We start from the raw sequence: 25348 nt of genomic DNA on the forward strand, positions 1-25348 counted from the left end.
TTCCTTTCAAGTTTCTACATCTTTATAGCAAAATTTATCTAGTAATATAACTTTTGTTGTTTGAATTCAATTCTCCCTAACAAACTACAGAAAGAAGCAGGTGAGAGTAAATATTTTTTTTATGACGAAATAAGGTTATATATGTATTTCCCAGTAAAAATAATTAAGTTTATAAAAAATTTAAAAAAGACTTTATAAAAACTTTAAAAAAGAAATTATTTCTCCTCATTAAATAATGTTAGGATCATAGCATTGGAAGTCTTATATCCAGTTCATCTTGTTCTCTATAACCCAATTCTAATTTTATAATTTGTTGCTTGTGAAAGAAACGATATTGTAAAATATACCTAAGTGTTTCCATAGTAATCTTTTTTACAAAGCAAGAGTTTTAGCATATTTATACACCGGTTTATCTCGACAAATGATATTTCGTAATTTTAATTTATTTCCTCGTTATTATTAATAATTTATTTTATTTTTGAACTTAATTTAATTCTTAGAAAGAAGAAAAATCATGGCTATTACAATAATTGACGTTAATCCTACTCCCTTTGAGTATATTTTCAACGAAGATAATCTCTTTACTTTTAATACAATTTCTCTTAATGATGATCCGAGTGCAACAATAACAGTAACTCTCACGGTATCTAATGGCACATTGACTCTTGATACCAATGCTATACCCAATTTAACTTTTACAACAGGAGATGGAACAAATGATACTGCTGTTGAATTTTCTGGAACTTTAGCCGATGTAAACGATGCCTTAAGTGGTTTAACTTTCACTCCTAATACTCACTTCAACGGTAATGAAACTCTTAGTATATCTATAAGTAGTAGTGTCCCTGATGGTACTAATCCGCCCATTGTTACCCCCGACAGTCAAAATGTCTCTCTTGCTATTACTGCAGTCAACGATGATCCCGTTTTAACCCCAATCAGTGCCTTAGCCGTTGATGAAGGAGAGGCTAACGTAGTTTTTACAGATGCCCAATTTGGTTTATCTGATCCCGACATCATCACAGGACAACAAGTAGTAACCCAACAAATTGTTAGTATCGAAAGTCTCCCCACGAAAGGTACTTTAAGACTAAATGGCAATATTTTAGTAGTTGGTTCTGTATTTTCTTATGATCAGTTATCTCAACTGACTTATACCCATAATGGCGATGATGTTAGCCCGGGTGATACAGATTTTTTCACCGTAAAAGTTAATGATGGTGGTGGTGGTGAGTCTGCTCCCACTCAAATCAACATTGATTTAATTCCCGTTAATATAGCCCCAATCATTGCTTTTGACGAGGTTGCTTTTCTTGAAGGTTCAATTAACAACATTCGATTTCCCGTTATCGATTTGGGAGACAATGCCGACACTCCTGAAACTGCTACCATAACAATTAATGCTGTAGATAATGCAGGGCAAGGAACATTATATTTTGATGCGGATAATAATGGGCAATATACGACAGGAGAAGACTTATTTGTTAACCAAACTTTTACGGCAGATCAAGTATTTAAAATAAAATTTGACAGTAATGGTGCGGAACCAAGTTTACCCTTACCCTCTTATACTATCACCGTTACCGATGCAGGTGGTGGCTTAGGTGCAGGAAATGAGTTAAGTAGCACCGCCACTATTCCCGTATTTATCAATCCTGTCGATGATGATCCCACTTTAGGGGTAAATAATTCTTTAACAGTAGAAGGTGGAAGCACTACAGTTATAACTGATAGCTTTTTACGAGTGGATGATATTGATAGCGAAGCCAAAAATTTAGTTTATTCCCTTGATAGTCGCCCCACAAAAGGTGTGCTACAGCTATACATAGGGGGAGCAACGGGAGATAAAAATGATGACAATAATTGGGTTAATTTAGGTATCGGCGGCTTATTTTCTCAAAAACAAATTAATGACGAGGATATTCGTTATGTTCATGAAGTTCATAGTACTAATCTCACAGATACTGATTCTTTCAGTTTCGTTGTTAGAGATTCCGCTTTAAGAACTATTTTTCCCATTGCAGATGAAGAGGGGGGGATAAGAAGCACACCTCTACCGTCGATCGATCCCCGTCCTTTAGATATTATCACCTTTAACATTAATATCAATAATCCACAAACTGATCCCTTAGTTACAAATCCTTCTGGTTCAACAACTGGTTATGGCGGTGATACGGGTACAAGATTAGATAATGCTCCCATAGTCGATGTAGCTACAACTTTTACAAAAAATAACTCTCCTCAAGTTCCAAATGAAGGTGGTTTCAACGTCATCACTGATGAGATGTTAAATTACAAATTTGTAAACTCTGGAGTAACAGTAATACCCAATGAGCAAGTTGTTTATACTCTAAAATCTTTACCTGATAATATCGATCCCGGTGGTGGATTATTCAAAAATGGGGTGAAATTAGTTGTTGACTCTACTTTTACTCAACAAGATATTAATGATGGTTTAATCACTTTTGTTCATAACGACACAGAAAATTTTATCAGTAGTTTTGACTATTCTGTCAGTTACGGTGGTGAAGTTCGCATTAATGATACTTTTAGTATAGATGTCAACCCTGTTAACGATACTCCTACCATTGGTCAAGGTTCTTCTGTCACTTTAAAAGAAGGAGAAGTAACTACCATAACATCTTCTCAATTAAGTCTTAATGATGTAGATGGTGTTGGATCTGATAAAAGCACAGGTTTCGCCACTATCAATAATCTTGAATTTCAGGTAACTGCTTTACCGACTCGTGGCACTTTATTTCTTGATGCTAATAATAATGGCATCATTGACGTAGGGGAAGAAATTACTACTACTCAATGGATTACTAAACAAGACTTAATTGACGGTAAAGTTAAATATCTCCATGATGGTACAGAGAATTTTATTGATCAGTTTACAGTTCGAGCAAGAGATGATCAAAATCGACCTGAAGGTCAACCTGATAGTAGTATTAGTGGTACTGCTGACATCAATATCGATGTTTTTCCTGTCAATGATACTCCGATCGTACCTTTAACATCATCTATCAATCCTGCTAATGATATTATCATTCCCGATCCTTTTCCGGGGGAAGTTGCAACTGCTACCAATAAGGGTTTAGGTTTCATTACTCCCTTAAATGAAGGTGATACTGGACTGATTGATAATAGTTTATTACAAGCAATTGATTCTGATAATAACCGTATTCAAAGACAATATCGCCTTAGCCAAGCAGTCCAAAATGGCACATTATTATTAGATGGTAAAGTTTTAGGGGTTGGTAGTACCTTCACTCAAAAAGATATTGATGATGGTAAATTAAGCTATAAGCATAACGGCTCAGAAAACTTCACTGACTTTTTCCGTTTCACTATCAGTGATGGAAATAAAACCACTCAGGTAGCACAATTTAATATTCAAGTTAACCCCCTTAACGATAAGGCAACTCTAGCCACTGCCACCACTACTTTTAACTTAGATTCAACATCACCTTTACCTATAACTGGTATTAGCCTTGCAGATGTTGATTTAGTTAACGTTGCGGTGGGTGAAACAGATAGAATCCGAGTTACGATCGATCCTAAGTTAACTCAAGCCTTCAATGGTCAAAATAGTGGCGATACCTTTAACGCTGGTACATTAAATTTAGTCACTACAAATAATATTACTTTTATTCAAGGTACTAATAATACCCTAGGGAATAAATTAGTTATTGAGGGAACTTTAGCTGATATAAATAACGCTTTGGCTTCCCTTACATATCAAACCAATACCGACTTAAACCAAACGATCGCACTTAATGTAACTGTGGACGATCGCCTTTATGATGGTAGTGGCAATGTTATTGGGGCAAATGGAGGTTTATTAAATCAGGGTACTAATGGCGGTACATCACCTTTAGATGATTCCAATAATACGGTTACGAGAATAATTAACATCAATGTTTCTACTGCCAATGACAACACAATCCTTAATGTTCCTGCAAATGTTACTGTTACAGAAGATGTAGCAAGTGGAGCAATTTTTAGTGGTATTGAAGTAAGAGATCCTGATACTTTCCAGACAACTAATAATACAGTTCAATTGACAGTAACAAATGGTACTTTATCTTTTAATAATCCTCCTTCTGGTTTTACCATTACAGGAAATGGAACAGATACCATCACTATAACAGGTACTTTTGAGCCAATTGCCATCGATGCTTTGTTTAATGCCCTAGGTTATACAGGGGATGTGAACTTTAATGGTATTGATACTCTAGAAATTCAGGCACTGGGACAAGGTAGTGTTGGACAAGGAGGCAGTAATATTGCGATCGCAGATATTCCTATTAATGTTACTCCTGTTAATGATGTCCCGACTTTAGCTGTACCCGGTGCTCAAAATATTACCTCCAATAGTCCTTTAGTTTTTAATACCACTAACGGAAATGTTATTACTATTGATGATTTAGCCGATCTCAATAACAATGGAGTTGATAATTTTACCGTCACCCTAACAGCAGGTAGTGGAACTTTGGCACTATCAGGTAGTTCAACTCTTACTGATACCGATGGTAATGCCGCCATTATAACGATTACGGGGACAAAAAATGACATTAATAACGCCTTAAATGGTCTTAGTTTCACCCCGGACGATTACAACAATGATGCCCCCATCAATATCAATGTTTTGGTAAATGATTTGGGTAATGGTTCTCCCACTGTAGGAGATAATCCTCTAACGGCTACAAATAATATTCGTGTTAACATTTCAGATCAAAATAATGCCCCATCTTTTGTTGACTTAGATGCAACCCCTACTTACACAGAAAACGGAAGTGCGATCGTGCTTGACAGTAATGCTACTGTAATCGATCCAGAATTATCGGGTTTATTCAATAATTGGAATGGAGCAAGTTTAACCCTTGAACGTCAAAGCGGTGCAAATTCAGAAGATATTTTCGGCACAACTGGCAATTTAACTTTTAGTGGTAGTGATGTTATTCTTAATGGAACTACCATCGGAACTTTAGCCACCAATAGTAACGGCACATTAACTATCACCTTTAATAATAGTGCTACCACTGCCAGAGTTAATAGTGCTTTACAACAAATTACCTATAACAACTCTAGTGAAGACCCTCCGACTTCAGTTGCGATCGCTTACACTATTAATGACGGAAATCCAATTATTAATCAAGGTGCTGGAGGTGCATTAACAGGAAGTGGTCTAATTAACATTACCATTACACCCCAAGCAGATGCACCTGTTATCACTCCGACTACGGGTAATGCTATCTTTACCGAAGCAGTGGGGCAAATTGGCAACAATACAGCTATCTCTGTTGATAACGCCATCACTCTAACAGATGTGGACGATACCCAGATGGCAAGTGCTACTATCTCTATTAGTAGTGGTTTCACCGCAGGGGATGTTTTAGCTGTTAATACCAGTGGTACTTCTATTACAGCAATTTATGATTTTAACACGGGAGTATTAAGTCTTTCTGGTACAGATAGTAAAACAAACTATGAAGCAGTTTTAAAGTCTCTTACTTTTGTTCATACTGGTGATGATCCCACTAATACAACTCGTACTATCACTTATAACGTCACTGATGCTAACTCTGATGGTGCTGGAACTGACACGGGTACAGCTACCAGAAATATTACGGTTATTCCTATTAATGATGAACCCACTTTAATAAGTAATGGTTTAGATCCTAAATTTGTAGAAGGGAATAATTTTAAAACTCTTTTTAATAATTCGGTGACAAGTACCATTGAAGCGGGACAATTAATTAATCAACTTGTCTTTACCGTTAGCAATTTAAGTAATGGTGGGAATGAAAGACTAAGAATTAATGGTACACCTTTTAATTTAACTAATGGAACCAATTTTACTCTTAGCAGTGGTCTATATTCAGGGAATGTAAGTGTTTCAGGTGGCATCGCTACAGTTACTATCAATAGTTCTTCCGGTGCAACTTCAGCCCAAATTAACGCTCTTGTTGATAGTATTGCGTACAGAAATTTTAGTCAAGACCCAACTGCTGGAAATCGAGTTGTTACTATTACTTCTATCACGGATAATGGTGGTGTCCTTGACGGTGGTGATAATAACAGTAATCCTAATCTAATCTCAACCATTGAAGTTATTCCTGTTAATGATCAACCTACTCTCAACGCAACAGGAGTTAGCAATGCACCCTATAACGAAAATGCTTCTGCTGTCGATCTTTTCAGTACTATATCAAGCAGTACGATCGAATCTGGACAAACTTTAACTCAGTTACAATTAACTGTTAATAATGTCAGTGATGGAGTAAATGAAGTTTTAAATATTGATGGAAGTGCCGTTACATTAACAAATGGTAATACTGTCAATACCACCAATGGTTATACTATCAACGTTTCTGAATCATCTGGAACTGCAACTTTAACTATTACAAAGACAGGAAATGCAACCCCCAGTCAAATAAACAGTTTAGTTAATGGTCTTTCTTATCAAAATAACAGTGAAGCACCCACGGCTGGAAATCGAACTATTACTATCACAACTTTAACCGATAGCGGGGCTAATAATTCTTTTGATGTGGATGGTGTAACTTATGATAACGATAATTTTAATGAGAACATTAACCGCATAGCTACTGTTGTTGTTAATCCCATTAATGACGCGCCCGTATTAAATCCTGTACCTGATTTAAGTCTCTCCACCACAGAAGATATAGGTATTCCCTCTGGGGCGGTGGGCTTTTTAATTGGTAACTTTGTCGATTTAGTAGATGGCAACAATAATGACAATATCACTGACGTAGATGATAACCCTTTCACTGGCATCGCCCTAACTAATGCTAGTAATTTAGGGAAAATCTATTACTCTACCAATAACGGTACAAATTGGACTGAATTTACAGGAACTTTATCCGACAGTAACGCTCTTTTATTAGCAAATGATGGAAATACCCGTCTTTTCTTCTCTCCGAATACAGACATTAATGGTACTTTAGTAAGTGGTATCACCTTCAGAGCATGGGATCAAACCACTGGCACGAATGGCGTTACTGCTAATACGACCACTAACGGTGGCACAACTGCTTTTTCAAGTGCCACAGATACTATCCGTATCAATATTGCTCCAGTTAATGATGCTCCTACTCGCACCAGTGCTACCACCAACCTAACATCGATTTTAGAAGACAATACTAACCCTGTTGGTGCAACAGTTGATTCTTTATTTAACCCTACTTTTTCTGATGTAAGAGATAATCAAATCGTTAATGGTGGTTCATCTCCTAACGATTTTGCAGGAATTGCCATCACCAATAACAATGCCAATGCTTCTACTCAAGGGGTTTGGCAATATTCTTCTAATGGTGGCACAAGTTGGACTCCTTTACCTTCCGTATCTTCTGGCAGTGCTTTTGTTTTAGCTCCTACTGATTTATTGCGTTTTGTGCCTGTTGCTAACTATCACGGCACTCCGGGGAGTTTAATCGCCCGTTTAATAGATACTTCTTCTGGGGCGGTAACTTCAGGCACAACGGCCAACGTTAGTAATGATACTAGCCTTAGTGGTGTTACAACTCCCTATAGTAACTCTGGTAATGCCGTTACCTTGAATACTGGCATTATCTCCGTTAACGATGAACCTAGTGGTGCGGATAACACCGTTACGACTAATGAGGATCAATCTTATATTTTCAATATAGCTGACTTTGGTTTTACTGATCTTCCTAATGATGCGATCGCACCTAATAGTCTTAATCGAGTTTTAATCACGACTTTACCCACCAACGGCACTTTAACTCTTAATGGTTCATCTATCACTGCTGGTACATTTATAAATATTGCCGACATCAGTGCAGGTAATTTAAGATTTGCTCCTGATACCAATGAAAATGGCAATAACTACGCCAATTTTACTTTTCAGGTAGAAGATAATGGAGGCACTACTAACGGTGGAGTTAATTTAGATCAAACTCCCAATACCATTACCATTAATGTTAATCCTGTTAACGATGCACCTACTGCCCAAGGTACAGTATCAATTAACCAAGAATCGGAAGATGATAATAATCCTAGCGGTACAATTATTAATAGCCTCATTCTCGATCCTGCTAACTATTCTGATAACCTCGACGATATAGTTACTGCCGTCGGAACAGATAATGATACTCCCCTAAGTGCGATCGCAGTTACTGGTAGCACTGACTATGTAGCTGGGCAAGGTACTTGGCAATATAGTAATGGTAGTGGTGGATGGATTAATATTCCCGTGAGTGGATTATCTGACACTACTGCATTAATTATTCCTGCAGGGCGAGATATTCGTTTTGTACCCAATCCTAACTTCTTTGGCACTCCCGGTAGTTTAACCGTTCGTTTAGCCGACGGTACAAATATTTTAACCGCAAGTAACAGTTCGAGTGATTTTAAAAATCTTGGTACAGTAGGAGGTACAAGTGCATGGTCAAATGGTACTGTTACTATTACCACTAATGGTATAACTAATATAAATGACCGCCCCACCGCTACTAACACTTCTATTACTGGTGCCGTAGAAGATAATCCGACTCCTGCCCTTGATGTAACAGGTGCTAACTTTGGCTATAGTGACGCTACTGATAACCAAACAGGAATTATAGGAGGAGGTAATGCGAGTACTTCTTTCGGTGGTATTGCGATCGTTGGTAATACTGCTAATTCCGTTACTCAAGGAAATTGGGAATATAACACGGGTAGTGGTTGGGTTAATGTGGGTTTGGTTTCCGATAATTCAGCTTTAATTCTCCCCGAAAATGCTCAATTACGCTTTAACCCCAATCCCAATTTTAACGGTACACCCGATCCTTTAAGTATCCGAGTTGCAGATACCTCCCAAACTTTTGCTAGTGGTGTAAATATTACAGGTAATTTAACTCAAACTAGCACATGGTCAGAAACGATCGACCTTTCAGCAATAATTAGTCCTCGCAATGATAATCCTGTTTTAACTGCTACCCATGGAAATATTTTCGTTACAGAAAATAACACCACTGGCACAGGGAATTCGATAGAACCTGTCAACTTACTCAGTAATTCTAATGTTACAGATATTGATTTAAGCACCACTAACGGTCTTAACTCAAGCATTTTTGGTGCAGGTACTATTACAGCACAAATCACAGACGGGGTAAGTGGGGACATACTGCAAATTAATCCTAGTTTTACTCTGCCTAATGGTGTCACAGTAAGTGGTGGCACAGGTAACATTCCTTTTCTTATCACCCTCGATGGCGATACCACTCTGACTGAGGTTAACGATATTCTTAACAATATTCAGTACAGAAGTTCTAGTGATAATCCCACTAATTTCGGAACAGATAACACCCGTCAATATAATATTTTTGTAAATGATGGGAATAACATTCAAGGTGTAAATAATGCAGGAGGACTAAATCCATTAAACTCCAATACTCTTTCTGGAGGAATAGCGATTACACCCACCAATGATCCCCCCGTTATTGACTTTGATCCTACCGACTTGGGAACTTTAAACTATACCACTACTTTCACGGAAATGAGCGTTCCTGACACGGGGGCGAATGCGGTGAATTTCACTATTAATAACGGTTCTGGTACTAATGTTAGCGATCCTGATAGCACTTTATTAAGTAACTTAACAATTAGTATAGACAGTAACACCATACAAACAGGAGATCAACTGCGTTTAGGTATAACGGTTATCGATTTAACCTCTGCTACAGGTTCTGGAACTATTACCTATGGTGGTACAACTTTTGCTTACAATGTGTCTGATGTAAGTGGTCAGCGTACTATCACTTTTACTAATAATAGTGGTGTTACAGTTCCTTTAACGGACTTTGAAACCCTTGTTGATGACCTGAAGTATAACAGTTCTTCTGATGACCCCAACGGTACTCGTGTTTTTAGTGCTACTGTTACTGATGACGATAATCTTATCTCTAGTATCGCAACCTTTACTGTTAACCTAGTAGGGGTTAATGATTCTCCGATTTTTACAGACCTAGATAATTTAACCCACATAGAAGGTGAACCCGCAGAAATTTATGATAATGATGTTACCTTGAGTGACATTGATTCTCCTAACTTCAACGGTGGTTTTTTGAGAATCTTTTATCCTACCCCTCTTAATCTGGGAGGTGTGAATAATAGTTCATTTGATTCTGGTGATCAACTGGGAATTAATACCAGTGGAGATATAACTATTACTGGGGCAAATAATAATATCGTTAACTATCAAGGGCAACGCATCGGTGTAATTGTCACAGGGTTAAATGGACAGGATGGTTCTGAACTCCGTATCAGATTCGATCGCGATCAAGCAACCCCCACAGCAGTAGAAGCATTAATCGAAAATGTTACTTTTAACAATACCTCCGATGATCCTTCTGCAAATGATCGCAGAATACGTTTTCTGGTTATCGATGGAGATGGACAAAATAATGGAGGAAGCGATCGCACCGCCTTAACCAGAACCATAACAGTTATTCCTGTCAATGATGAACCCACTCTTACTGCTACACCATTAAATCCTAACTATATCGAAGACAATTCCCCCGTTCAGGTTTTCAGTGGAACTGTTGCAGATGCGATCGAAAGTGGTCAAACTTTAACTGACTTTCAACTAACCATAACAAACATAACAGATACGAATGAAATATTAACCATTGATGGTACGCCTATAACCTTAAGTAACGGTTCAGGTACAACAACTAATGGTTTAAACTACACCCTTAGCATAGATGTTTCAAACACAGCTACCCTTACCTTTAGCGGAGGAAACTTATCAGAAAGCAGTTTCCAAACATTAGTAAATAACATCGCCTATGAAAATACCAGTGACATTCCCAATGATAGTAATACAAGAGTTGTAACAATCACCTCTCTCACGGATAACGGCAACAACGGCACCAATTACACAGATGAAAATGGCAACATATACATTGATGACAATATCAATGATACCCTTGCGATAACTTCCACAATTACTATCATCCCCACTAACGATCCGCCAGAAGGCATAAACAGCACAATCAATGTTAATGAAGATAATGATTATGTTTTTCAAGTAACAGACTTTCCTTTCACTGATATTGAAGGTGATGACTTATCTGCTGTCATAATTGAGAGCCTTCCTAGTAATGGCATACTTTTATATAATGGAAATCTCGTTGATCCGGCCAATAATATCAACGATGTTATACCCATTGCAGACATTAACAATGGAAACTTAATATTCCGTCCCACTAACCCCAACGAGAACCGTATCGGTTCATCTTACACAAATTTCCAATTCCGAGTCCAAGATGATGGTGGAACAGCTAATGGAGGTAATGATACTGCCATTAATACTAATATCCTAAACATCAATCTCAATCCTGTTAATGATGCCCCCACTGGTAAAGATGTAATTTTATCTGATCCCAAATATACAGGTTATGGTACTCCACCTTACTACACTATCAGCAATATATTTAACACAGCTAACGGTAACTTCAATGACAATACCGATCAAGTAACGGGAGGAAGTAGTGCTAATGACTTATTAGGCATAGCAGTCGTAGGAAACAATGCACCAAATAGTGGTCAAGGTCAATGGCAATATCTTGCAGGTCGCAGTTGGAGATCAATCCCTAGCACCATTAGCGACAACAATGCCTTACTTCTCTTACCTACCACTCGCATTCGTTTCTTATCCGCATCTGGATTTACCGGTATTCCTGAACCCCTAGAAGTGCGATTAGTGGATAACAACAACGGAACGGGTACTGCTTTTGGGACTTTCTTAAATTTCTCCAGTGTTAACTTAGCTACCAGAAGCACTGGTTTAAATGGCACAAACCCCACCAATACCAGTGCAATAAGTGACAAGGTTGACATTTATACCGATGGTACAGTTAATACTCCCCCTGTGATAAATGACTTAGACGGAAAATCTTTCACCACTAACATCAACTCAGGTGTATTTGTTATTGACGCTCAGGTTAATCCCTCTGGCTCACCGAAAGTAACTCTTATTGATAATGAATTGTTGAAAAATACTGGCACATTAATTGTTCAAGCCCAAGGCAACTTCTACTTTGGCGGAGACATAACAGGAGAAACTATTGGCTTTGGGGCTGGAGTTACTGTTAATGGAAATATCTTGAGTATTTCTGGAACGCAAATTGGTACTTTTACTGGAGGAAGCAATGGAAATCCTCTGGAAATAACTTTTGCAAAAGAGTTAACTCAAACGGAAGCAAATATCTTAATCCAAAATATTACCTATAATGTCAACGAGCATAAAGGAATCAGAAAGTTATCTTTCATTGCTAACGACTCCGAATTAAATTCTAATCTTGCAGAAGTTTACATTCGGGTTGATGATCCTTGGAGTCCAGATAATACAATGATTGGAGACGAATCAGAACAACCCCGCAGTGATACCATAATCGGTACACCTCAAAATGACTTAATTAACGGAAAAGGAGCAAATGATGCTCTTTATGGACGAGAAGGAGATGATGTAATCATAAGTGAAAGCGGTAATAGCATTCTCGATGGAGATACAGGTAATGATACTCTTATTGGTTCAATGGACAACGATATTATGCGTGGAGGTATAGACAATGATTTATTAATAGGTGGTGGTGGAGATGACCAAATGGTTGCCGGTAATGGCAATGATACTCTTGTCGGTGGTGATGGTGCGGATGAATTAATTGGCGATGCTGGAGCTGACTATTTTGTTTATGCTTCTGCCACTGACTCATTGCTCAATGGTTATGACTACATCAAAGATTTTAACTCTAGCGAAGGGGATAAAATCATTACTGAAAATACCCTTAACAATGTCATGGATATTGGCTTGATTTCCAATTTGAATGAGTCTTCTATTCAAAGCACCCTTAGTGGATTAGCTGAAAATACTGCGGTAGTACTTGAATTAAATGGTGTTTCTGCACAATACTTTTTGGTAATCAATCAATCAGGAGTTGGTTTTGATGCAAATTCTGACACCTTTATTCGCATAAATACCAATCAATTAACAATGGCGGACTTTATGACATTAAACAGTTCAGGTTTAGTTTAACTTTGTCGGGGTTGAATATTATTCAACCCTCTTAAATCACCTGAGTTTGAGGAAAAAACTATTGAAAAATAAGAAGTTAAAACCTATTAGTCAACAAAATTTAAAAATTTCCCCGAAACAATCATTTAATTGAGAAAAAAGGTATTAAAAAATCAATTTAACCTTATTTTGCAGCAATTATAAGTATTTTTTACTGTTTTCTACCACAATTAGACAATTTTATATCGAATTCAGGTTAACTCAATCATGTAATTTAGAAACGTAGATCACCTTTTAAACTACCGATGAAATCTCCATTTTCTGTAACTCCCAATTCTAAACGCATGGAAGCTCTACTATCTGGCATTTGATAGTCAATAACCCCGCCATAACTTAATTCTTCTTCCCTACTATTAAATCCTTGATTAAGATCTATATAGTTACGAACATAAGGACCAATTAAAATGTTATCTGTAACTTTTTGTGTTGCTTCTAAACCAAAATAAACGGTATTCCCTAACTCTAAGTTACCTTTTAAAATAGGTCCATTATTAAAACTGAATCTCCCATTGAGAAAACCGACAACAGAGCCGTTTCCATATTGAGGAATAATACCCAATGCACCTGTGACAGAAGTACCATAAGTGCGAGTTTGACGAGAGTATGTATAAGCAAGGGTAATCTGCCAAGGATTATTTCCACTACTAGCACTATTCCAACTAAAACGAAATAAAGGGCTATGAGTGCTGATGGCTTTTAATATATTATTTTCATCAAACTCAGGAGAGGAAAAGTTAGCTGTGGTTAAAGCATTTACATAAATCCCAACACTTGGTTCTTTCAAGCCAAAATCATTACGACTAATATCTCCTGCAGAATTGGGATCAACATTAAACCAAATACCTGCATTAGCACTGTAAGCCCAATCTCCCGATGTTCCAGCATAGAGTCCTTCTATGGTAGGTAAGTTAATATAACCATTAAAGTATTTAAGATTTATATCTCTTGTAAAATCTCTTCGTAACACTAAACGATCATAAGCTAAGTCAAAAGTTGTAATCGGCACTGGATAGGTTGTTAAGTAGCGAGAATTAAATTCCTGCACAAATTTTTGTCCTTCAGGACTAATTAAAACTACCTGACTGGCAAAGTTTTCATTGATGGGTTGTCCTCTATTTTCAAACTCTGTTGCTTGTAAAGGTGTGGGATTACCTAAAAAGGTTAAAGGGCCAAAATCTTCATTAGAAAGTCTTGCAGACTCCACAAAAGTTTCTCCCTCAGTCCAATCACCTATATCTTGTTGAATGAATTGTACTGCCCTTTTGATATTGCCTGTTCTAATCTGAAAAATATCTGACTCATCAGGAGTAACATAGGTGGGGAAGGTAATAAAACCTGACACCTGATTTAAACTACTGGCAGAATTACCGTAGCCGAGAGTACTGTTTAAGCGTACATTTATATCCCGTCTTTGTTCAGATGTGGCTTTAGTGGTAATGGGTTTAAAAATTTCGTTATTATCTCTCCTCTCTCTGGCTTTTTCGAGACTTTCATCCAAAATATGAAGATCTAAAGTGTGAAATATTGCCCCTAACATCATACCAATACTCGCATTAATACTTTGAGTCTCATCAACATTGTTAAAATCGTCTGAAAGAGTTACGGATAAGCCGGGGTTAGTAAATAAATTATAAAAAACTGCACCTATATCTTCTTGGGAATATTGCAGTAGAAAACGATTATGTAAACCACTGAAGTAAAATCTGTACCAGTCTTTTTGGTCATTGGCAATTTCAAAAGTGTTAATTTCTGGGGGTTGAATACCCATGCCAAGCCAAAAAAGTGAATTCCAATAATGATTATTTCTTTCTTTTTGGGTTAAGAAAGGATTGACAAGGATATTTAGTAAATCTTGATTGTCAAATTTTCCATCCTGAGCAATTTTGACTCCGGGGGTGGAGGTAACTTCACGGTTAAAAATGGGTGCTGATTCTCCTGTAATGGGATTTGTCCAATAAATTCCTGCTCCTTCTAATATTTCCTTGGGTATTGTTTCACCCTGTCTCACATCAACTTCTGCTAAAGCCCTTAAATCATTAGTTGGGAAACCTTGTAAGATTAAAGGACTATTTTCCACATCTAAATTACGAAATAATGCTCCTCCCCCTTGTGGATTAAAGGTAGAACCAACACCAATTTGACTATCATTGAGTGCCTGAGGTGAAGGTAAAATAATTGTGTCCTTTCCCACTGCTCCTAAATTATCTGTATTAAATTGAATATCCCCTGCTGGTACTCCTTCTGGGTTAACGACTTCTCCAGCTAAACTAAATACTTGAAAATCTGATAAATCTTGAACTTTAAATAGTCTTTGTAAATCATTGGGAATTACCCAAACCGCTTGATAACCAGTGAAACTTTGTCTTTGAGTTAATACTTGTCGTTGGGTAATCTCTGTTTGTTTCCCCTCATAAATTGATCCTGCTAAAATACCTGCAACACTACCAACAATGGTGTTATCTTCTAGTACCCAATACAGTTGATCTTTATAGGGATAGTAACCAAAACCAAATTTATTCCAAAAGGGATTGCGATCGGACTCTCTTAAGTCTAAATTAAGATACATATCATCGATGCGAGGCTTAAAGATAAAAGGAGAAAAAGTGAGACTATCTGAACCTCCGACAATCCAAGGATATTTTGTGGCAGTACCGCTTAAAGCCTTATCAATAAATTCTGCTACCACTTCAGGGGGTACAGTTATGGTATCTGGAGGCTCTTCTTCTGGCTCTGGGGGCTCATCTTGTAAGGGTTCAACAGGTAAGGTTCTGGGGTCAGGTTGACGCTCAAAAGGTATTAGTCTATCTTCTGCTAATAAATCACTTTGGGCAAATAATTTTTCTTGAAAAAAGCTATATTCATCAGCGTTTTGCCAATTTCGACTTTGGTTTTCTGTAGTATTTAAAGCTAATGAACCAAGGGAAAAAGATGGATTAAGAGCGATCGCACTTTCTGGAATAAGTAATTGTGCTACTTCATATTCTTCTATATTCTGAGCCAGAAGATTGTTATTGAAAGGAGTAAAATTCACCCCCGACTCAAAACTGTAGGGATTAAAAGCGATCCGCAAAGCGGCATCTTCGATGGATACATCTTGAGGTGGTGTAATAAATAACTGTGCTACTTCATATTTTTCTATATTCTGAGCCAGAAGATTGTTATTGAAGGGGGTAAAACTCACCTGCTCATCAAAACTATAAGGATTAAGAGCGATCCGCAAAGCGGCATCTTCGATGAGTTCACTTTCTGGGATGAATAACTGTGCTACTTCATATTCTTCTATATTCTGAACTATTATGTTTGACCTAACAAAGTCATAACTTGAGCTGAAGAATAAAAATTGTTTCTCATCGTTTACTACTACCCATTGCTTACTGTCAGTAGTGTATTGTTTTTCGTCAATATTTTTCAAATCCTGAGATTGGTTTTCTGATCCCGTATCAAATAATTTCTCTGTATCCGTAAAAGCACTATCAGTAAAAATACTTGCACAACCATCACTTGTACTTTGTAAAAAGCTCAATAAGAATACTATGAAACCTAAAATATTTTTGTTAATAATATTGCCCCCAAATGAAGATAAAAGTGCATTATATCCATACTTTTTTTTCATATTAAATTTTTCTTAAAATTTTCGTAGCATCTTTACAAACACTTTAAAAATAAGAATATATATTTATTTTGGATATGTAAAAGACATCTCCAAAATATAATAACTAAAAATTGGTATAATCCTATTAATTTTTATGCCAAGTGCGAGCGATCATAATGAATAATTATACTTGGGTTTATATTCAAAACCATCCTCAAGAAACAAAAAGATTATTAGGTATCAATTACGAACAATTACAGCAACTCATTGATTACCTTAAATTTCTTGAAGATAATGAGAATAAAGCACAAGAAACAAAGAAAAAACCATCGCCCCATCAAAAAAAAACCTCTAAACATTTATGGTAAAACGTTTATGAATTTTTGGAGATGTCTAAAGAAAATGTTTTTACATATTGATTTTTCACAATCATACTATCATGTGTATTGAGATTCAATAGAGAAAAAAGTAGTATAAAAAATACTAATAATAAAACAAATAAATAAACAATAAAAAGTTTCTTTTTTTCACATAATATTATAATATTAAATGATACTAAAGATTTAACTAAATTCACTTCGTCATTTTAATATATTAAGTGAATGTATGTTGGTATTTAGTAGTTAATTCATTCTTGAAAACAAATATCTACTTAGGTATAAACCATGAAAAAAACTTTATTAGCTTTAGGTGTAGCAGGATTAGGTTCTTTATTAGCCACTCCTGCTTTTGCTCAAACTTACTCTTCCGGTTCTTCGACTATTGTTTTAATGAACGGAGCTAGTCAATCTGTCGGTGCAGAAGTTAGTCTTCCTTCTGGAACTTACTTTACAGGTGGTTTTGCTAATGAACTTGCTACCCCTGCCCAAGTAGATGGTGCCGTAGTTGTGACTCCTGCACTTGAAGACGAAACTGAGTTTTTAGCAGTTAATGAACAGGCATTTGCAGAATTAGTAGTTGATCCCGGCTTACCCGATAGTATCGGTAATTTGGCAGGTTTTGTGCCTTCCAGTTTCACTCAAGCAGCAGCTGATGCTTTAGTCAACGCGGCTGATTTACAAGAACAAGTTTCTATTATTCGTGCCGGTGCTGGAGTTGACGGTTTAGAGTAATCTTCTCTCTATACGTCTCTTGAATATAGTCCCCCCTTGTTAAAAGGGGGTTTAAAGACAACACAAAAATTTAGAGAATGAATTTGAGCAATAATAAAAACTTAGATTCACCACTAATCCGACAACCATTATTTGAATAATGCCTAAATTGCCCATATACTCAAACCAAAAATTTCAGACGGCGAATCTTGAAATCTACTTACAGTGCCATAGTATTTGATACTCCTTAAACTCAACAATCTACGAAAAAATTTGGATAAAAGCAGATGAATTTAAAATCGATAATCACTTTCTCTTTAGCAACCCTGAGTTTAATTCCCCTCGCTCCAAAAATGGTAATGGCTCAGGCTATTGTCTCTGGTGCATCGGTTCACTTCATCCCAGACCCTGTTTCAGGGAATAATTTTATCCAAACAAATGCAGGAAGTATTTCTATTCCTACTGGTTCTTTTACTGGCACTCCTTCCATTCAACCTTTAGTTAATATTTCTGGTTCTAACATTAATGGTAATCCTACCTATGATTTGCTCATTAATCCGGGAGGAATTGATTTAACAAATCCCACTTCAGTAACGCTGAATCAACAAGCGGCTGACTTACTCAATGCTAGTGTTGGTAATATTTCTGATGTAGTCTCTATTATTAGAGCAAATTCTAATTTTTTAAGTAATCCCAGCACTGCCCAAGCGGTGGCGACAGGAAGCACCACATTATCTAGTCCTGATGGTTTAATTCAGAGTGCCAGTGCAGAATATTCTCTTCCCATTGGACTGTTATTTCTCGGCTTTGACGATGGCTTTAATACAGGTAACTGTAATGGAATTTCAGGGTGTATTAAAATAACTCCTTTCATTGATAATCTGATTGCTGGTGATCCCTCTACACCTCCTGTAATTCAAGAATTAACAGTAGATCCAGGCCCTGTGGGTTTAGTTAATACTCCTTTCGACTTAGCTACCACTGCCGCATCAATTCTAAACGGAGAAACCAACCTATCAAATATTGTGTCTATTATTCGTGCCGTGAGTGATGCTAATGGTGTTGCCTCCCCTCAAGTTCAAGCAAGGATAGCAGGAGCTTTTACTGTTCAAAACCAAGACGGTACAACTATATCTACCAGTGGAGAAATAGCTCTTCCTGCAGGTTTATATTTTGCCACTGGAGACCCCGGGGCTGGAGCAAATGTCGCATTTGATTGTGTTCAAGCAGGGGGACTAGGATGTTTTAGTATTATTCCCGAGTTGGAACAGTTGGCAGTGGGTGGACTTGATTTTCTTAATATGACTTTACTAACTATTAATCCAGGAGAAGTACAACCCGGAGATCCTAGTGTGGGTTTGAATCCTGGTGCATTAAATCCTGCCTCCACAGACTTAAACGCCTCAGCCGCCTTTAAAATTTATGAAAATGCGGGGGATATAAATGAATTGTCAGATTTAGTCTCGATTATTCGTGCCGGTGCAGGGACAAATAGTTTAACTCCCGAAAGCCGTCCCGGAGCTAGAGCTTCAGGTAGTAGCAGTATTGTTTTGCCTAATGGTGCAACTATGTCTGTAAATGGAGAAATGACATCTTCTGGCAGTCGTTATTTTCAGGGAGGAACTCCACCAGCCGGCAGCGCGATCGAAAGTTTAGGTTACTGTAATAGTTCTGCTTGTTTAGTTATTGATCCCACTATTACTATTGAAACCACTGACGTTAATTTAAGTACTATTGATGAATTAGTAATTGATCCGGGTATAGCAAGCACAGATGCAGGATGGAATTTTGATGCGGCTGCTGGTTATGCCCTCAGCGTAGCGGGTACTTTGCAAGAACAAGTTTCAATTATTAGAGCAGGAGGCGGTTTGGAGTAATAATATAGTCGTTTCAAATAAGAATGATATAATTAACTGACACAATAATTACAGATTATTTCATCTAAACTTGTGTCAGAACCAGTATAAATTATCTCTCTTTTGTCAAACTTCGAATTAATGATTAAGAAGTAGCGAAAATTATCCCGTGGAAAATATAGACCAGTTGCATCCCGTTCATAGCGTAACTATTCAACACTAGACTTGACCTCTCCCCGTACTAAAGTAACGGGGATTCAAAAAAGGAATATTGAATTGAATCGGGTTAAAACCATGATTAAATATGTTTATCCCTTGTGGCAGGGTCAAAACCGCCCTAGACACCTTGGCTAGTGAGATATTCACTGGCTGTATGCTTACATTTAATTCGTTTTTGGCGAAAACTCAGACCCTTCGGGTTTTTCACCGAAATTAGGTATCAAATCATTGGGATTTGGACAAAAGATTGATTATTTTTCTTTTATTAAAATATTACCGCAAAAAGAGTTAGGATACCATGGGAGACTCAAGTCTCCTTAAGCCTTTCATCCCCTAGATTTTAATCAGGGGATGAAAGGCTATTCTTTTATAAATAAAAAAACCACCTACACAATGTGTGGTGATTCTTTAATGTTTCGATGAAAGATAGAATTGTAAAGGAAGAATGTTAAAGCTGGCATGGAACTATTGTCCCACTCGGTCTCCCAAGCAGTATCGTCGCCGCTACTATGTTTCACCCACGAGTTCGGGATGGTTCGTAGTGGTTCCATAGTGCTAGTCACACCAGCTATACTCTCGAAGGAATAACCTTCAAGACTGCATAGAATTTCATAGTTCTTTAGGTCAAGATGACGGTCTATTAGTACACTTCGGCTTCATACATTACTGCACTTCCACCTTGTGCCTATTAACGGGTCTTCTTCCCGTGACCTTACACCAGAACACTCATCTTGAGGTGGGCTTCCCACTTAGATGCTTTCAGCGGTTATCCTCTCCGCACTTGGCTACCCTGCGTTTACCGTTGGCACGATAACAGGTACACCAGCGGTGCGTCCTTCCCGGTCCTCTCGTACTAAGGAAGGCTCCTCTCAATGTTCTCACGCTTACACCGGATATGGACCGAACTGTCTCACGACGTTCTGAACCCAGCTCACGTACCGCTTTAATGGGCGAACAGCCCAACCCTTGGGACGTACTTCCGCCCCAGGTTGCGATGAGCCGACATCGAGGTGCCAAACCTCCCCGTCGATGTGAACTCTTGGGGGAGATCAGCCTGTTATCCCTAGAGTAACTTTTATCCGTTGAGCGACGGCCCTTCCACACAGCACCGTCGGATCACTAAGACCGTGTTTCCACCCTGCTCGACTTGTTGGTCTCGCAGTCAAGCTACCTTCTGCCTTTGCACTCTTCGACTGATTTCCAACCAGTCTGAGGTAACCTTTGTACGCCTCCGTTACCATTTTGGAGGCGACCGCCCCAGTCAAACTACCCACCTGAAACTGTCCTCATTCGAGTTAGAATTCTAGCTAGCAGAGAGTGGTATCTCACCGTTGGCTCTGTATCCCCCACAAGGAATACTTCTACGCCTCCCACCTATCCTGCGCACTGCCAGCCCGAACACAATTCCAAGCTATAGTAAAGCTTCATAGGGTCTTTCTGTCCAAGTGTAAGTAGTCCGTATCTTCACAGACAATCCTATTTCGCCGAGCCTCTCTCCGAGACAGCTCCCAGATCGTTACGCCTTTCGTGCGGGTCGGAACTTACCCGACAAGGAATTTCGCTACCTTAGGACCGTTATAGTTACGGCCGCCGTTCACCGGGGCTTCAGTCGCTAGCTTCACTTTCGCTGACCAACTTCTTTAACCTTCCGGCACTGGGCAGGCGTCAGCCCCTATACCTCCTCTTTCGAGTTTGCAGAGACCTATGTTTTGCTAAACAGTCGCCTGGGACTCTTCACTGCGACCACCTCTCGGTGGCACCCCTTCTCCCTAAGTTACGGGGTCATTTTGCCGAGTTCCTTGGAGAGAGTTACCTCGCTCCCCTTCGTATTCTCTACGTGCCCACCTGTGTCGGTTTCGGGTACCGGGACTTAATTCTCAACATTACTACTAGCTTTTCTTGCCACTATCTTTCCACACTCACGATTACTCGCTCCCAATCCACTCAGGGTGTGCTTAGTTTTCATGGGTCCCTGTAGCAACTCCAATTAAGCCACGCAGGAATATTTACCTGCTTGCCATCGACTACGCTGTTCGCTTCGCCTTAGGTCCGGGCTAACTCTCCACGGACGAACCTTCTGGAGAAACCCTTGGGCTTTCGGGGTTAGGGATTCTCACCCTAATTTTCGCTACTTAAGCCGACATTCTCACTTCTATCTCGTCCACATCTGCTTGCCGCTAATGCTTCACCCTTAATAGAACGCTCCCCTACCACTACAATGTAGTCCATAGCTTCGGTGACTAACTTAGCCCCGTTCATTTTCGGCGCAGGAGCGCTTGACCAGTGAGCTATTACGCACTCTTTCAAGGATTGCTGCTTCTAGGCAAACCTCCTGGTTGTCTAAGCACTCCCACCTCCTTTCTCACTTAGTTAGTACTTGGGGACCTTAGCTGATGGTCTGGGCTGTTTCCCTCTTGACGATGAAGCTTATCCCCCACCGTCTCACTAGTGCTACCATTCATCGGTATTCTGAGTTTGTCTCATCTTGGTACCGGTCTCCCAGCCCGCAACGAAACAGTGCTTTACCCCCGATGACCTTTCACACCGCTGCGCCTCAACACATTTCGGGGAGAACCAGCTAGCTCTTGGTTCGATTGGCATTTCACCCCTAACCACACCTCCTCCGCCAATTTTTCAACATTGGTCGGTTCGGACCTCCACTACCTGTTACGGTAGCTTCATCCTGGACATGGTTAGATCACCAAGGTTCGGGTCTACAAACCGTGACTTCTCGCCCTTTTCGGACTCGGTTTCCCTTTGGCTTCGACTTTTCGTCTTAACCTGCCACGACCTGTAAGTCGCCGGCTCATTCTTCAACAGGCACACGGTCATCCCTTCTAATGGGACTCCCATTGCTTGTAAGCCGATGGTTTCATGTTCTTTTTCACTCCCCTCCCGGGGTTCTTTTCACCTTTCCCTCGCGGTACTTTTCTCTATCGGTCACACAGTAGTATTTAGCCTTACCACGTGGTCGTGGCTGATTCACCAGGGATTCCACTTATCCCTGACTACTCGGGATTCACCTATGCTTCGTCGGTTTTCAATTACAGGACTTTCACCTTCTTTGGTCTAGTTTTCAGCTAGTTCATTTAACCTTCTCTGTCATGTTTTGGTGTCCCACTACCCCATTCTCCTTAGACAATGGTTTAGGCTTTTCCCGCTTCGCTCGCCGCTACTAAGGGAATCACTTTTGTTTTCTCTTCCTCTGGCTACTAAGATGTTTCAGTTCACCAGGTTCGCTCATCACCTTTTTTAGGTGTGTTTTTAGGGTTGCCCCATTCGGACATCCTCGGCTCTACGTCTGCTTCCGACTCCCCGAGGCTTTTCGCAGGTTGCTACGTCCTTCTTCGCCTCTGTGTGCCTAGGTATCCACCATCGGCCCTTCTTTTCTTGACCTTAATCTTCCCTATTTTTCTATGCAGTTTTCAAGGTTCTCACTGAACTTTTTGTTCAGCAGTAGTGACTTTTCACCGTGCTAAACTCGTTCTTCTGGAGGTAAGCGGACTCGAACCGCTGACATCCTGCTTGCAAAGCAGGCGCTCTACCAACTGAGCTATACCCCCAATGGGCCATCCTGGACTTGAACCAGGGACCTCACCCTTATCAGGGGTGCGCTCTAACCACCTGAGCTAATAGCCCCAACACCTCTTTCTTTATTTTTCTAGCCCTCCCCATTTCCTTGCTGACTTCTTCTCGAAGTCTCCCTTAAAGGAGGTGATCCAGCCACACCTTCCGGTACGGCTACCTTGTTACGACTTCACCCCAGTCACTAGTCCCACCTTCGGCGTCTCCTTCCACTTGGGTTAGAATAACGACTTCGGGCGTGACCAACTTCCATGGTGTGACGGGCGGTGTGTACAAGACCCGGGAACGGATTCACCGCAGTATGCTGACCTGCGATTACTAGCGATTCCTCCTTCATGCAGGCGAGTTTCAGCCTGCAATCTGAACTGTGGCTGGGTTTGATGAGATTCGCTCCACCTCGCGGTTTCGCTCCCCTTTGTCCCAACCATTGTAGTACGTGTGTAGCCCAAGACGTAAGGGGCATGCTGACTTGACGTCATCCCCACCTTCCTCCGAGTTCTCCCCGGCGGTCTCCCTAGAGTCCCCAACTTAATGCTGGCAACTAAGGACGAGGGTTGCGCTCGTTGCGGGACTTAACCCAACATCTCACGACACGAGCTGACGACAGCCATGCACCACCTGTCTCTGCGTTCCCTTAGGCACTCTCAGATTTCTCCAAGATTCGCAGGATGTCAAGCCTTGGTAAGGTTCTTCGCGTTGCATCGAATTAAACCACATACTCCACCGCTTGTGCGGGTCCCCGTCAATTCCTTTGAGTTTCACACTTGCGTGCGTACTCCCCAGGCGGGATACTTAACGCGTTAGCTTCGGCACAGTCCTTCTAACAGCACTACGCCTAGTATCCATCGTTTACCGCTAGGACTACAGGGGTATCTAATCCCTTTCGCTCCCCTAGCTTTCGTCCCTCAGTGTCAGTATATGCCCAGTAGAGCGCCTTCGCCACTGGTGTTCTTCCTAATCTCTACGCATTTCACCGCTACACTAGGAATTCCCTCTACCCCTACTATACTCTAGCTCTTCAGTTTCCACTCCCTTTCCGAAGTTGAGCTTCGGTCTTTGAAAGCAGACTTGAAGTGCCACCTACGGACTCTTTACGCCCAATGATTCCGGATAACGCTTGCATCCTCCGTATTACCGCGGCTGCTGGCACGGAGTTAGCCGATGCTTACATTAGGTACCGTCATTTTTTTCTTCCCTAAGTTTTGAGGTTTACAACCCAAGAGCCTTCCTCCCTCACGCGGTATTGCTCCGTCAGGCTTTCGCCCATTGCGGAAAATTCCCCACTGCTGCCTCCCGTAGGAGTCTGGGCCGTGTCTCAGTCCCAGTGTGGCTGCTCATCCTCTCAGACCAGCTACTGATCGTCGCCATGGTAAGCCTTTACCTCACCATCTAGCTAATCAGACGCGAGCCCCTCTCTAGGCGATAAATCTTTTACCTATTCGGCTCATCCGGTATTAGCAGTCGTTTCCAACTGTTGTCCCCGACCTTGAGGCAGGTTCTCACGCGTTCCTCACCCGTCCGCCACTAGCTCCGAAGAGCCCGTTCGACTTGCATGTGTTAGGCATACCGCCAGCGTTCATCCTGAGCCAGGATCAAACTCTCCATAGTGGTTGTTACTTACAATTACTTGCTTTCACTACCTGATTCCTGTTTTTTGTTTTTCAATTAAATGAATTGAACAAGGATTTGTATTTGGTTATGATGGCTAGAAAAATATTGAATTATCGAGGTTCGTGGTGTGTCAGAGTTGAGCGTGTGGCTCAATCGCACAAATACTAATATAACTAACCTTTTTTAAAATGGCAACTTTTTTTCTACATTTTTTTCTTTTTCTTTTTGATAAATTCTCTTATCCTTTGCATAATAAGCATTTTGAGGTTTAAAAAATTTTTTCTGTGCG

At 39.7% G+C, this 25348-nt stretch carries 5 protein-coding genes, 2 tRNA genes and 3 rRNA genes; 4 read left to right on the top strand and 6 right to left on the bottom strand.

Annotated elements, in window-relative coordinates; translation table 11 throughout:
* The first annotated feature begins 514 nt into the window (after positions 1–514).
* Positions 515–13066, top strand: a complete 12552-nt coding sequence (locus CYAN10605_RS01010; protein ID WP_015218088.1) for a cadherin-like domain-containing protein — start codon at positions 515–517, stop codon at positions 13064–13066.
* A 253-nt stretch (positions 13067–13319) separates the two neighbouring features.
* Here the strand turns inward: CYAN10605_RS01010 and CYAN10605_RS01015 are convergent, their stop codons facing one another.
* Positions 13320–16718: a hypothetical protein gene (locus CYAN10605_RS01015; RefSeq protein WP_015218089.1), complete on the bottom strand. Its 3399-nt coding sequence runs from the start codon at positions 16716–16718 to the stop codon at positions 13320–13322.
* Between the two features lie 155 nt (positions 16719–16873).
* Here CYAN10605_RS01015 and CYAN10605_RS01020 point away from each other — a divergent pair, with 155 nt between their 5' ends.
* The 3 genes from CYAN10605_RS01020 (at position 16874) to CYAN10605_RS01030 (ending at position 19665) form a co-directional block, all read left to right on the top strand.
* A complete protein-coding gene (locus CYAN10605_RS01020) occupies positions 16874–17065 on the top strand; it encodes a hypothetical protein (protein ID WP_015218090.1) in 192 nt (63 codons plus the stop codon).
* Positions 17066–17362: 297 nt separating this feature from the next.
* A complete protein-coding gene (locus CYAN10605_RS01025) occupies positions 17363–17809 on the top strand; it encodes a hypothetical protein (RefSeq protein WP_015218091.1) in 447 nt (148 codons plus the stop codon).
* Between the two features lie 266 nt (positions 17810–18075).
* Positions 18076–19665: a hypothetical protein gene (locus tag CYAN10605_RS01030; RefSeq protein ID WP_015218092.1), complete on the top strand. Its 1590-nt coding sequence runs from the start codon at positions 18076–18078 to the stop codon at positions 19663–19665.
* A gap of 650 nt (positions 19666–20315) precedes the next feature.
* On the opposite strand, the gene rrf is transcribed toward CYAN10605_RS01030, so the two are convergent.
* From rrf to CYAN10605_RS01055, 5 genes are all read right to left on the bottom strand, one after another.
* Positions 20316–20432: ribosomal RNA gene (rrf, locus tag CYAN10605_RS01035) — 5S ribosomal RNA — on the bottom strand.
* A gap of 51 nt (positions 20433–20483) precedes the next feature.
* Positions 20484–23259 (bottom strand): 23S ribosomal RNA (locus tag CYAN10605_RS01040).
* Between the two features lie 94 nt (positions 23260–23353).
* A tRNA-Ala gene (locus CYAN10605_RS01045) sits at positions 23354–23426 on the bottom strand.
* Between the two features lie 2 nt (positions 23427–23428).
* Positions 23429–23502 (bottom strand) — tRNA-Ile (locus CYAN10605_RS01050).
* Positions 23503–23570: 68 nt separating this feature from the next.
* A 16S ribosomal RNA gene (locus CYAN10605_RS01055) occupies positions 23571–25056 on the bottom strand.
* The 16S, 23S and 5S rRNA genes sit together here with 2 tRNA genes alongside, the layout of an rRNA operon.
* Positions 25057–25348: the final 292 nt, after the last annotated feature.

The organism is Cyanobacterium aponinum PCC 10605, assembly GCF_000317675.1.
GTDB lineage: Bacteria > Cyanobacteriota > Cyanobacteriia > Cyanobacteriales > Cyanobacteriaceae > PCC-10605.

What these genes read in the sequence shown, in the direction of transcription:
- CYAN10605_RS01030 (WP_015218092.1), top strand. Translation starts at nt 18,076, where the DNA reads ATGAATTTAAAATCGATAATCACTTTCTCTTTAGCAACCCTGAGTTTA.
- CYAN10605_RS01015 (WP_015218089.1), bottom strand. Translation starts at nt 16,718, where the DNA reads ATGAAAAAAAAGTATGGATATAATGCACTTTTATCTTCATTTGGGGGC.
- CYAN10605_RS01020 (WP_015218090.1), top strand. Translation starts at nt 16,874, where the DNA reads ATGAATAATTATACTTGGGTTTATATTCAAAACCATCCTCAAGAAACA.
- CYAN10605_RS01025 (WP_015218091.1), top strand. Translation starts at nt 17,363, where the DNA reads ATGAAAAAAACTTTATTAGCTTTAGGTGTAGCAGGATTAGGTTCTTTA.
- CYAN10605_RS01010 (WP_015218088.1), top strand. Translation starts at nt 515, where the DNA reads ATGGCTATTACAATAATTGACGTTAATCCTACTCCCTTTGAGTATATT.